The organism is Paraburkholderia sp. MM5482-R2 (assembly GCF_050436125.1).
Lineage (GTDB): Bacteria > Pseudomonadota > Gammaproteobacteria > Burkholderiales > Burkholderiaceae > Paraburkholderia > Paraburkholderia tuberum.
Map to the genome: position 1 here is coordinate 1,321,572 of NZ_JBNDLP010000003.1, position 12,071 is coordinate 1,333,642.

Below are 12,071 nucleotides of genomic sequence, written 5' to 3' on the forward strand. Positions count from 1 at the left end.
AGGCGACCGCATCAAACGTGGTTACCCGAGTTGCGCGTGCTCACGCTCATAATCAAAGGCTGATTCAATGTACCCCCTTGCGTTTTTCGGATCGTCCGGATGGTGAAAACCTGCCGCCATCGAAAACCCGGCATGGACCAGCAACCGATGGCTGCCGCCGGTCATCGGGCAGGGGTGCTGCGCAGACTCCTCCTTGCTTTGCCGCTGGTCGCGATCGGCGAAAAGCTACAGTCGGGTCCGTCGGGTTTCCTGCAGCAGGACAACAGCGCCTCGACGGATTTGAGATTGGCCGCGTTCCATTCTTCCTGACTCATATTGTTGTCCACCGGCATCCAGTGACTCGCGGGATAGGTATTGGCAATCCGGTCGCTGCCTGGAGGAAGAAGGTGCGGGCAAGAAAGTGCCCCCTTTCCCGCCGAGAAGCCGATATAAAAGCTGCAGCTCTGTTCGCTGCCGATCCGATGGCAACCCGTGCACGTATTGCCCGGCGTAGTGATCATCTTCAGAGGATGAGATTCGAATGCCGGGCCGATGCTCGAGTACTTGCCCCACGGATCGGTCGGAACCTTGTCCCACACCTGAGCAATGTAGGGACTTTGAATAAAGGGTCCTGCATCGTGGCAGGACATGCACGTGGGCGGCCTTGCGGCAATCTCGCCGGGCGTCCTCCAGAATTCAACGGCGGCGAGTTCCCCTGCCGGCGGCTTCACCTCGTTGGGCGGTGGCACGCGCGAGACGTTGATGCCGAAGTCTGGGTTGGCGGCCGGCTTCGATTGAAACCAGCATGTCTTTCCATTGCCCGTGTGGTGCAATACGATCACCACCTCGTCAAAGTTAGGCTTGGGCTCATGACGTAGATGGTTTTGCCGACAATATGCCGAGATTTGAGTAGCCCCGCGCGACAGATTCAGAATCCTGGAGTGCGGAAGACATTGCCCGGGTTGCTCCTTATCGGGCGAGAGAAGCGATGGCCGGTCGCAGTATCGTGGCGACTCATCGGGACCGGGGGTCATTCCGTCGACTGTGATCGGTATGTCAGTTCCGTCATTGCAGTCAAATGGCGGGATCTCACCGATCTCTCTGGCGCACTGCGCACCGTATTCGAGCAGAGTTTGCGCATGGCCGTCGGCCGCGACAGGATCCGACGCGATCATGCTCGCCGAACCCAGCACAAGTACGGTAAGCGCGCCTCGCATGATCACGCGCCGCCCTTGATTTGCGCCTGCGCGACCTTGGAGATCGCTTCCCTGTATCTGATGTACCCTGTGCAGCGGCAAAGGTTCCCGCCCACCCACGTTTCGATGATCGGGTCGAGCTGATCGACGGTCGCACCATATTCCTTGAGATGATCGAGCATGGCGGTCGCCGCCATCAGGAACCCCGGTGTGCAATAGCCGCACTGAAACGCAAAGGTCTCGAGAAAGCTCTGCTGCAGTGGCGAGAGCCTATGTCCTTGTGCGAGGCTCTCGACGGTGTAAACATGCTGATTGGCGAGAGCGCTGACAGTTGTCGTGCATGCAAGCGTTTTCTCCATCAGCGCGTCTGGCCGGTAGCGGATGCCAACCGTGCATGCGCGACACACGCCGATACCGCAACATACTTTCGTGCCGGTCAGGTCGAGCCGTTCATGCAGGTACTCGGCAAGGCTCATGTCGGTGTCAGCGGCGGAGATCGTGACCGCCTGTCCGTTGACGTGGAGCCTGATGTCGCCGTCGCTCACTTCAGTGCCTCCCGGATGACGTCCGGCGTCACAGGCGTTCGCCTGAACCGGTGCCCCGTTGCCATCGCCAGCGCATTGAGCAATGCTGGGGCGACGGGGCACATGACGGCTTCGCCAATGCCACGGGCTTCGTGTCGATGGTTTCCGTCGGCCGGTCGCAGATGGATCAACTGTTGCGCCGGAATGTCTGACATCCGGGTGATCTGATACCGATCGAGGTTCCATCTTCCGTTGCCTGGACCTTCGGGGCCAAGAGGGCATTGCTCGCTCAATACGTTGCCGATCGCCATGGCGACGGCGCCTTGTGATTGGCCTTCCACGATTTCCGGGCAAATCAGACGGCCCGCACTCAACGTGGTCACGACACGCTCGACCTTCACATGACCGGAATCCGCGGCAACCGAGACCGCGACGAGTGCCGCGGCGGGAGCATAGTTTGTCCGTCCGTACCCGATGGTGATTTCCTTTGGCTGAATCAGTGGTCCATGTGTCAGTGCCTTGAGCTTATGTACTTGCTGGCCGGTTGCGATGAAATCGCAGTCCATCACCCGCTCGCCCGATCTGAGGGGATAGCTGCTTCTCCAGAAGTCTCCGGCATAGGTGACATGAACGGCGGCCACCGTGTCCCATTGCATTCTGTCGATCTCGTCGAGTAGTAGCGGCCAGCTAAGCGCGGAATGGCCTGACGCCGTCAGCGTTCCGGCGACCCAGCGAACGTCCTCGAACTGGATTTTCTGATCACGCCATAGGAGTCGGGCGGCGGGTAGCACACTGTGCAGCATCAATGTCATGGCCGCGCGATCGACGGCCTGATAGTGATGAAATGCGCCGAGGCATGCGCTCGACGAACCGAACGCAACCGACAGCCCTTTCACCAGGGGATAGATCGACCACCGTCCGAGCGGTTGAGCATCGAAACCGTCTATCTGGAAGGCGTCGACCTCGCTCATCGAGATTTGCTGGGCGTTCTGGCCAAGTTGGGCGGCGGGTGCCAACGCAAGGGTAGTCGCTGCACCGTTGCCCATGTCGGTGTAGTTCGTACGCACGTGCAAGCCGGTGTCCTGCTGGATCTCCACCATGGCGAACACGCCATCCTTTCCGGTTCCGTAGGCCTGATTCGCCATCGCCAATCCGACGCCATATCTGAGCTTCTGGTTTGCCCGCTCGGCTCGCGTTTTCTCTCTTCGCGTCCACAGGGGATGCGATTCCAGTTCGTTCAGATGTTGACTGAGTTGAAGATCGAACAGGATTTTCCCGCCTGTAATCGTTCTGCTGCCCGGTGCGCCGAGCAGGTTGACGCGACGGATCTCGAACGGGGACTTTCCCAGTGCGTGGGCGGCTTCGTCGAGCAGTGTCTCGATGGCCATGAAGGCCTGGGGACCGCCGAAGCCGCGTTGAGAGCCGCCATAGATTTCCGGCGAATAAATCGTGGTGCCTTGCGCGCAGGCCCGCGGTATGTCATAGCAGTTCATCGCGCTCATTGCCGCGAGGTCGCCGACCGAACCTGTCAGGTTCTTTCTGCCCCCAGCGTTCAGAAGAAACTTGCTGTCGAGTGCTTGAATTTTCCCGTGACGATCTAGCCAGATTGACTCCTCAAAACGCGTCTCTGAGCGCTTGAGTCCAACCTGGAATTGCTCGTACCGGGATAGCTGCCAGCGTAACGGGCGTTTCGCGAAACGGGCTGCTAATGCCAGATAGGCCGGAAAGTATGATTTGTCACGACCGCCGAATCCGCCACCGGGGTAGCAGGCAATGACGTGCGCGTGATCGGGATGGAGTGTGCTCTTGCCGAAGAGGCTGATCGCCGTTTTCCCGTCATCGATCGCCGACTGCGTTCCAAGCACCAGCCACATCGTTTTTGAGTCGTGGTCATACCATGCGAGGCCCGACTCAGGCTCCATGAACATGGAGTCCATCGCGGGGGTCTCAAAGATGTTTCCGTCGGCGGTGCCAAATTCGCGCCATTTACCGGCCTTTGCGTTGTCCGCTGCCAGTGCGGTGATGAGATCGCGCTCGCAACGACATTGTTGCTCGAATGCAGCAGATGGGTTGCCGGACAGATCCGGCACCATCTTCGTGTTCCAGAATTGGTGCTCATCGTTGCGAACATAGATTTTCGCTTGCTTGAAAGGGCCTGCGTTATCTTCGAAAGACCCGGGTGCGTCGGTTTGCGGGGGTTCTGGCTTTCCGTATTGAATCACGTGCGGATTGAAGTCGAGCAGCTTCCTCGCGCGGCGATAGATATCGAAGCTGTCGAAGACGAGCAGCGCGACGGGTTGTCCGTAGCATCCGGCTGGCTTGCCTCGGCGTGCAAACAGTTCGATGCCGGCTTTGGAGTCAGGATTCGGGTCTCCAGAGGTCGGAATGTCGTTGCGCTCGAGTGTGTCGTTGGTGATGACGGCAATGGGCTGAAGTTCGCGTGGCAACACGCTCAGATCGAAATCCATCACGACCTGGTTGACGCGGTCGCAGCGAAGCGCGTACAGCCAGTTTTCCTTTCTTGGCCAGCCGTCGAAATCTCCCGCCTTGAAGTCGCGCGCAAAAATCTTTGCCCCAGTGACCTTGCTTACGCCCTCTATCCGCCAGCGTGCTTTGCCTGGCTCTGGCGCCCAGTCCGTCGGCCGGGTAAGAGGTGTCGCTTCATGACCAGTGCTGCTGCCAAGTCGGGGAGAGGATCGATCTGCGGATGAAATTGTGGCGCAACCGTCGAGCAGTAGCGAAGTGACGGTGCTGACCGTGACCGTGATGGCTCCGCTCCCGACGGCTTTCAAAAAAGTTCGGCGCGTAATGGGAACCTCGCGAACCATGTTGCTCCCTTTTGATTTCGTTTTGTCGAAACGCGATGGAGGCACGGCAGAACTCGTACTGGCCGGCTCAACAGCTTCCGAATCAAATGGGAAGCCGAGTCAACGAGGGGCTCGACGAGAATGAAAATATTCTATGAACTGGCCACGGCTTTTTCAAGAAGTGATGCGGCTTTCAAGTGGATCGGCGAACCAACGACATCTTTGAATAGCGATTTAATGACTCAATAATGGCGGCATAAAGTTTCGGGTAACGAAGTTGAAGCAGCGGTTAGCCTGTCGATATTCAATTAGCGCATTCGGTGAAAATCCCTGGCGGCAGACAGCGAGACAGTCGGCGCAAATGCGGACGCACGCTCGAGCTCCTACCTCGGTCAGCAAACAATCAATTGCAGAGCCGAACTCGCTCATTTTCCTTGTCATGACCTTGACGGTTTGACGCCAACTTTCTTTCTGAGAACTGTCGCCGCGCATCCAACACACGCGAGGCCCGAGTGACGATGCTCAAGCCTGTCAAGCCCGTCCCGCAAGGCGATGGCGACGTTGGCATGGCCGATGCGTGAACATTGTTGCGCCTGATGCAGCAGCCACCATCCGGAAAACAGCATCCCGGTTCGCCACGGCGCTTGCCAGGAGACCGATATGACCGTGATCAGCTCCATCAAGGATTTGGGCATGATTGCGCTCGCGCTGATCTGCCTGTTTCTCTTCGGCGTGGAAGTAATCGGACGCGGACCCACGACACTCGTCGAACCGATTCAGGTATCCGAGGAATTCAAGAAGCACGGTTATTCGGAGGATGAGCTACAGCGGATGCTGATCGACGCGTTGAGCGAATTACGTAGCGCGGCGGAATCCGTTACGCCGAAGCCGTCGGACCAGGCGCAGGCGTCATCGGACCTTGGCCTGCCCGACATCTCCGTTCCAGGAACAGGTTCTTCGGTGCGCCCGCTGATCGAATATTCGCGGACGCTCCTCGGGAAGGACTCGTCAGTGTCTGGAAGCGTAGCGGGATCAACCGCTGTCTTCGTGATGACGCTCACCTTGCGTGAATCGAACGGCGAGGTGCATTCATTTAACTTCGCCAGTCGCAGGGATGAGCACTCCCGAGGCAAGCCCAACGTCAAGCAAAGCGGCAAACCGGCAGCTGAAATGCAGAGTGTCGAGGACGTGTTGCACAGCGCGGCACAAGAGATCATGAAGCAACAAAGTCTGCTGACGTACGCGGGATATCTGACTCAGAAGGAACAGTCGCGGTGCATCGACCACGGACTGCCTTGCAAATTCGAACCCATGCGTGAGATCTATGAGCAAATGGCTGCCCGCGAAAGCGACGGGAAGGCGAGTGAGGCAGCAAACCCCGCATGGGCACGCCTTGCGCTCGCAAAACTCGATGTGTTCGACCACAACCTCGAAGGGGCCATTTCCCACGCACGCGCGATCGTGGATGGCGGCGACGCACATCCGAGCTGGAGCGCGGCCGCGCCCTGGGGATACTACAGCTGGGGCGTCGCATTGAACGATCTCGGTTGCTACGAGCGCGCTGCGGAGGTACTGCAGCGAGCCGTCGAGCAGAACCCGCGCTACGCTGCTGCCTACGACGCGCTTGCCAGTTCCTATCTGGAACTCGGCAAATTGGAGAGCAAGGACGGCCAGCAGGCATGGGCCGGCTCGCGTTCGTCGCACAACTATCGTGATGAGGCGCTCGTTGCTCTGCAGCACGCAATAGAACTGGACCCGAATTTTCAGGAAGCTTATGTGAATCTCGGTGACGCGCTCAGGTTGCCCGAGCGCGCGCCTGCCGATCATGTCGCGGCAGCGCTGGATAGATCCAGCGCGCAGAATCTCGAGGACGCACGCGAGGCCTACCGCGATGCCGTCGCGCTAAATCTCGATACCGCGGCGCGTGCGTATGAGCGACTCACCGCAATACAGGACACCAGTTTTCTGCCGGTCAAGGACCGAATTACCCGGAAGCAGCCGCGTTGCAAGCCGAACACAGTGAAATCGTTGCTCGCATCCTGGGGATGCGCCGATGTCGGGACGGACCCATCAGCCAGTCGTCATGGCCATTTCGAGCACACAGCACTCTACGGCGCCGACAAGCCGCAGGCCGTATGCAGTAAACGCGAACTGATCCTTCAGGACAAGGCGAGCCAGCAGCTTCCCTTCGATGGCCGTTCCACTATCGTGGCGGCCGGTTTCGTCCCGCAGGTTCAGGCCCGGACGATGGGTCCGGTTCGGGGCGGCGCGCTGCGCGAAGAGTCCGGTCAACGTCAATTTCAAATCGGCCGCGGCTCGGAGTAATGGCGCACGGCCGTCGTTCGTGGTCGATGGCGGGTGCGACTTGCTGGGACGGTACGTGGAAATACGTGTGGTGATCAAAAAATCGGCCGGTGACGTCGCTCCAGGTGGAAGATGCCAGGAGAACTCGCAAGCGTCGGCTGCATCTGTCCTGTTCACATTCATTTGCGTCGATCCTGCTCACGTGGACTCGTCGAAACTTCACTCCGGCACGTTGATACCCATCGGCTCTCGAAGGCATCTGTGCATCGGGCAGGCCTCGCGTAGCCAAAGGGGCGCTGGTGTTCATTCCATCCCGACCGACTTGCCAGTCCACCTCGATACCGGGCTCCGATGCGTGTGGCATAAGTTGGATCGTCTTGTGTGGGCAACCGCACGCACTGAATCAATCTACCTGCGGATGCACCGCCAGTAACCCTACTCTTTGATTGGTCGATGTTTCGGCCCTAAGTGCAGACCTTCGATCCACATCGCCTTCAGCCCAGTTTTCTTCAGATCACGTGATCAGGCGTCAGACTCTGTAGTCTCGACAGGAGGAGAGCCATGACGCCAGGCGTGAAAACACACGAAGTCGACGAAGATGTGTTGATCGTGCGGAGCCTGGATGCCTCGTCGGACGCATGGGCCGGGTTCATGCTGGAGCGGCGCGACGATAACTCCCGAATCGTAACGACGATCGGGGATCGCATTTCGCCAGGTATTGGCGACTCAATCGTTTCAGCCCGCGGTATTCCATCCAGCCAGTCGCCCATTTGTCTTTGCATCAGGACGGACTACGGATCGGCGCTGACGAGCAATATCAGCTAGCTGTATCAGCAACCCGCACCGAGCGCACGGAGATTGCCATGCCATTGCCTGGATACGGAATTCTCTACGGTACTGTCGTCAATGTCCGTTCGCCACGGGTGAACTCGAATCACTGGCTGCTCATCGTGCAGCCGCTCGATGCCAAACATCCCACCTATCGCGTTCCTATCCAGCTCGTTGATCCCAGCGTCGGTATCGAAGCGCAATGGTGCGAGCTCAGCAAGGGAACGCGGGCAGCGCGAAACGTTGCCAGGAAGCTGCTTGACGCGTATTCCGCTGCCAATGCCCCGAAGAATTTTCTGACCGCTCGGGATTGCAGCGACGGTCAGACGGTCCCGGGTCTCGACTATCTCCGATCGGGCATCGTACCGCTCGACGCATTCAAAGCCACAACGAATGCTGAAGACGATCCCATCGTAATGGCGTTCATTCAGTACGTTCGTCCCGGCGCGAGGGTCGTGATCTGCGGCACTGGATCACCAATCAACCCGCAAACCTCCCGCGCACCCAACACGGGCTTTACCGGCGTAGCCAACGTGCACATGAACCAGGGCACGCGCACCTGGATCTGCAACAAGGATCACCTTGATGAAAACGGCCGAAACCAGGATGGAGCACTCTATGTGCTCGACGATCCCAGTGTCGTGGGCTTGTTCCTGAAATTCGCAAACCAGTCGCTTGATACCGACGCGAACGGCGATCCGCTGGATGGCGGCGTCGCATCAATCGATGATGTGCGCACCCAGGCGCGGCCCGTCATCAGGACATATCTCCGGGCTCGAGCCACGGAAGACGCTGCCGCAGCCGTTGCGGAGGCTCAATCAGCCAGCGGCAATCCCAAACCGGCAGGAACAGGGTTCGTTTTCCAGGATCCCGCCAATTCGCCTCTGGAAGATCCGTTTATCGCCGACGACGACAGCACGGTCAAAAACAACCCGGTTGCGCAAGCATACGCGCATGGAAAAAAGCGAGCTCCCGAGTACATCAAGGGCAACCAGCCCCTCACAATGCAACTCGAAGACGTGCGCGGGAAGTCATTCGTCAACGGCCTCATCCAGAGCATCAACTTCGATCTCATCGGCGACACGGGAGCGGCGACGGTGGCAACCTATCGCGGCGAACAGGCGGTTACCGCGCAGCTATGCGCGCTTGCCGTGGATCCGGCCGAATCGGCGCCGGCGTTCTGCTTCCACGTCGGCGACGTGGTGTACTTCTATGGAGAGTCCGACTATTTCCCGAGCCAATTCGGTGCGCCCTTCAAAAATTATCCAGCACCGATTTTTGCCATCCCAGGCAACCATGACGCCTGCGTGTATGACGACAATCACACGCCGCTGGAAGCGTTCATTGAGGTTTTTTGTGCCGACAGTCCCGCCAGCACGGGAGTGCTTGGCGGCGTCTCCCGTACGACGATGACTCAGCCGGGTGTGTACTTCACGCTCGATGCGCCCTTCGTGCATGTCGTAGGCTTGTTCTCCGGAGCGGCCGAATCTCAACGCTACATGACGCCGCAACAGATTCAACATTTCTACTCGGAAATGTTGCGGCTAAAAGCACTGCGGGCGAGTGGCGACAAACGGGCGATCATCCTGGCGGTGCACCACTTGCCGCAGTTCTATGCAACCAGGCCCGACGCTGTGAGTGCAGGTTTGGATGCCGCCTGTAGGAACGCGGAGATCTGGCCAGACGCCGTAGTCGTCGGACATGCGCACCTGTATCAGCGCTTTGTCCGAACGGTAGGAAGCCAGCAGATTCCATATATTGTCATCGGCAACGGCGGCTATCGCATCACGCCTGGGCAAGATGCCAAAGTGAATGGTCACCCCCAGGTCAGCGATAACTTTGTCCGCGATGTTCTGGGATTTGTCCGCGTCAATTGCGACGCAAAATCGATTTCCTTTCGAGCGATAGACCTCAACGGGCAAAACATCGATCAATTCAGCGTCAATCTGGTATCAAAGACGGTCCGTATTGGGCCCTGAGGTGGCCTTTCCCGTGCAGCTCGAGGCCGGAAGCATTGAGTATCGGCACGATGCAAGAGCGCTCGCGGCTGGGGCGTCCGTCCGTTTTCGGTTGGAATAGTTCAAGACGTTGCCCAAAGGGGAGATTCCGATGCTGCTGGTTACATTCCATGGTGGCAAGCCCACCGAAGACGCGTCATGTCCTGTCAATAACGTCTATGCGTACGACGAAACCGCATCTGCGAGTTCACCACCGCAATACGTTAACGTCCTTTCCGTTCCCGCTGGCGTTGAACTTTCGGAACTGCGAGACCTGGCTTTCGCGCATGGCTTTCTGTACGTCGCCAATGGGGCGAAGACGACCAGCAATGTTCTTTGCTTCGAAAAGACGCCCACGTCGTCGTCGCCTGTCAATACCTGGGCCTACGTCGGTACATTTGCTTCAGGCGGTCGGGGCACCGGCGATGTGGTGGGGATAGATCATCCGTTCTCCGTCGAGTTCTCGGCGGACGGGCGTACGTGCTTCGTCTCTAGCCAGGACAGCAATGTCGTCACCATGCTAAACGTCTCTGCCGACGGAAAGACTGCAACCGTACAGCCCGGGGCGGCGGCGTCCTGGCTCGAGCAGTTTCCCGGTCCGTCCGGAAACGGGTTTCTGGACGGGACCTTTGTTGCGTCTGCCAGGCCGGCATTGCCCCCGGTGCCGGTTACACCCGCCGTGCCGATGGAGCAGGCAGGGCTCGCGTACACCACGTCCAACGCGGACGGTGCTGTCGGCGACGGAAAGATCCAACATTCGGTGCGCGATGTGGTGACGTGCAACGGCGTGCTATGCGTCGTAGACGAGGCGGACGGTGTGATCAGACTTTACGATCCGTCGACAGGCGCCTACCTCGGCTGTAGCAACCCGGTTGGCGAGCCGACTCATCTGCTGGTTCGAGACAACAATTTATTCGTGGCGTCCGGCAAGCAGGTGTGGGTGGGCACTCCCTCCACGCGGGTCGGGGAAACGTTTGCCTTGACCGGCAAAATCGCGTTGCCCGATACAGGGTCAGGAATGACGTTCGATAGTGCGGGCAACTTTTACGTTGCGCTTCGAAAGAAAAAGCAGATCTATCGATACGATTCAAGCGGACTCGCCACATTGTTTGTGAACCATCTTCCCGATCAACCCGAGTTCGTGGTCTGGGTGGCTGGAAGCTGATTTAACGTGCTGTCGGGCGTCCGATACAGGAGCTGTGAAAGCCTGCCATTGGACCGGCTGCATCCGCCTCCAAAAGCTGACGGATGGACGTTTCACGCAACTCGGCCATAGTCGACGCAGCAGATCTTAACGTTCCATTCAGTCACATTCTGTGGCATTCTTGCCATCAATCTCGCGATCATTCTTATCACAACAATTACGTCACGTTCCCATTCAAACGAATTGGGGGATGGTTGACGAATACAAAGCGATTGCCCAATGGATAAACGGCAATTTAAAAAGCAAAACCATCTTGCTGCAGGGGGAGCTGGGCGTAATCCAGTACTACACCGATGCAGACATGGTTAACAATTTTTCGGACCGGAAATTCATTCCGACGCTGCTCGGGAGCAACTCGACCCCGTTGATGCGAAAGATCGTTGAATTGAACTTTCGCCATGCCGTTCCATTGGCGACAAACGACATCCTGCTCATACAGGCGAACAGGGCGATGGCGAATGCCATCAGCAGTGTGGCCACGGCCAGGATCGATGGATCGATCTGGTCACGAATGCCGCTCCACATCTGCCGCGGCACGGTGCGCTGCTCGGGGCCGCCAATGAACAGAATGACGATGACTTCGTCGAACGATGTCGCGAATGCGAATACGCTGCCCGTTGCGACGGCGGGCGTGATCAGCGGAAGCGTGACGCGACGAAACGCGACCCACGGCTGTGCGCCGAGGCCCGAGGCCGCGCGCAGCAGGCTTTGATCGAACGACAGCAGCGAAGCCGTCACCGTGATCACCACGAAGGGCGTACCGAGCGCCGCATGCGCAAGCACGACGCCGAGATACGAATTGACCGGTCCGAGCGGTGAGAAGACCAGATAGAACCCTGCCGCGACGACCACGATAGGCACGATCATCGGCGACACGATGATCGGCATGATGATCGAGCGGTAAGGAAACTGCGTGCGGCTCAAGCCGAGCGCAGCGAGCGTGCCGAGCACCGTCGCAATCAGCGTCGACGCCGCGCCGATGCCGATGCTGTCCGCAAACGCGCGTTGCCAGTCCGGCGAGCTCAGCGCCTGCGCGTACCAGCGCAGCGAGAAGCCCTGCATCGGGTAGGAGAAGAACGAGCCGGAGTTGAACGACAGCGGCACGATCGCGAGGATCGGCGCGACGAGGAAGAAGAAAATGAGCGCGCAATGCACACGGAGTCCCGCACCCGCGATGCGTTCCGAGAGTAACCGGGTCCGTGCGTCTTTCATCTGGACCTGCCTTTTGATGA

The 12,071-nt window shown here is 58.7% G+C and carries 9 protein-coding genes; 4 read left to right on the forward strand and 5 right to left on the reverse strand.

The window, feature by feature from the left end; translation table 11 throughout:
• Positions 1–21: 21 nt before the first annotated feature.
• The 4 genes from OKW37_RS28225 to OKW37_RS28240 are packed head-to-tail and all read right to left on the reverse strand — an operon-like array spanning position 22 to position 4,527.
• A complete protein-coding gene (locus OKW37_RS28225; RefSeq protein ID WP_429402879.1) occupies positions 22–165 on the reverse strand; it encodes a hypothetical protein in 144 nt (47 codons plus the stop codon).
• Entirely contained in the window at positions 162–1,196 is a 1,035-nt protein-coding gene (locus tag OKW37_RS28230) for a hypothetical protein (protein WP_429402880.1), read from the reverse strand. The genes OKW37_RS28225 and OKW37_RS28230 overlap by 4 nt, the downstream gene beginning before the upstream one ends.
• A gap of 2 nt (positions 1,197–1,198) precedes the next feature.
• The gene (locus OKW37_RS28235; RefSeq protein ID WP_429402881.1) at positions 1,199–1,720 is read right to left on the reverse strand and encodes a (2Fe-2S)-binding protein; all 522 of its coding nucleotides are present in this window, start codon (positions 1,718–1,720) and stop codon (positions 1,199–1,201) included.
• A complete protein-coding gene (locus OKW37_RS28240; RefSeq protein WP_429402882.1) occupies positions 1,717–4,527 on the reverse strand; it encodes a xanthine dehydrogenase family protein molybdopterin-binding subunit in 2,811 nt (936 codons plus the stop codon). The genes OKW37_RS28235 and OKW37_RS28240 overlap by 4 nt, the downstream gene beginning before the upstream one ends.
• Positions 4,528–5,166: 639 nt before the next feature.
• Between OKW37_RS28240 and OKW37_RS28245 the strand changes: the two genes are divergently transcribed.
• The 4 genes from OKW37_RS28245 (at position 5,167) to OKW37_RS28260 (ending at position 10,800) form a co-directional block, all read left to right on the forward strand.
• Positions 5,167–6,831 carry a tetratricopeptide repeat protein gene (locus OKW37_RS28245; RefSeq protein WP_429402883.1) on the forward strand — a complete coding sequence of 555 codons (1,665 nt, stop codon included), beginning with the start codon at positions 5,167–5,169 and terminating at the stop codon, positions 6,829–6,831.
• Between the two features lie 540 nt (positions 6,832–7,371).
• Positions 7,372–7,635, forward strand: a complete 264-nt coding sequence (locus tag OKW37_RS28250) for a hypothetical protein (protein WP_429402884.1) — start codon at positions 7,372–7,374, stop codon at positions 7,633–7,635.
• A gap of 38 nt (positions 7,636–7,673) precedes the next feature.
• Complete coding sequence (locus tag OKW37_RS28255) at positions 7,674–9,617, forward strand: DUF2278 family protein (RefSeq protein WP_429402885.1); 1,944 nt, start codon at positions 7,674–7,676, stop codon at positions 9,615–9,617.
• A 130-nt stretch (positions 9,618–9,747) separates the two neighbouring features.
• On the forward strand, positions 9,748–10,800 hold the full coding sequence (locus tag OKW37_RS28260) for a hypothetical protein (RefSeq protein ID WP_429402886.1): 1,053 nt from the start codon (positions 9,748–9,750) through the stop codon (positions 10,798–10,800).
• 324 nt (positions 10,801–11,124) lie between these two features.
• Here the strand turns inward: OKW37_RS28260 and OKW37_RS28265 are convergent, their stop codons facing one another.
• On the reverse strand, positions 11,125–12,051 hold the full coding sequence (locus tag OKW37_RS28265; protein ID WP_429402887.1) for an ABC transporter permease: 927 nt from the start codon (positions 12,049–12,051) through the stop codon (positions 11,125–11,127).
• Between the last annotated feature and the right edge of the window lie 20 nt (positions 12,052–12,071).

Coding starts and splice junctions, on each gene's coding strand:
- OKW37_RS28225 (WP_429402879.1), bottom strand. CDS start 165: ATGACCGGCGGCAGCCATCGGTTGCTGGTCCATGCCGGGTTTTCGATG.
- OKW37_RS28230 (WP_429402880.1), bottom strand. CDS start 1,196: ATGCGAGGCGCGCTTACCGTACTTGTGCTGGGTTCGGCGAGCATGATC.
- OKW37_RS28240 (WP_429402882.1), bottom strand. CDS start 4,527: ATGGTTCGCGAGGTTCCCATTACGCGCCGAACTTTTTTGAAAGCCGTC.
- OKW37_RS28245 (WP_429402883.1), top strand. CDS start 5,167: ATGACCGTGATCAGCTCCATCAAGGATTTGGGCATGATTGCGCTCGCG.
- OKW37_RS28250 (WP_429402884.1), top strand. CDS start 7,372: ATGACGCCAGGCGTGAAAACACACGAAGTCGACGAAGATGTGTTGATC.
- OKW37_RS28255 (WP_429402885.1), top strand. CDS start 7,674: ATGCCATTGCCTGGATACGGAATTCTCTACGGTACTGTCGTCAATGTC.
- OKW37_RS28260 (WP_429402886.1), top strand. CDS start 9,748: ATGCTGCTGGTTACATTCCATGGTGGCAAGCCCACCGAAGACGCGTCA.
- OKW37_RS28265 (WP_429402887.1), bottom strand. CDS start 12,051: ATGAAAGACGCACGGACCCGGTTACTCTCGGAACGCATCGCGGGTGCG.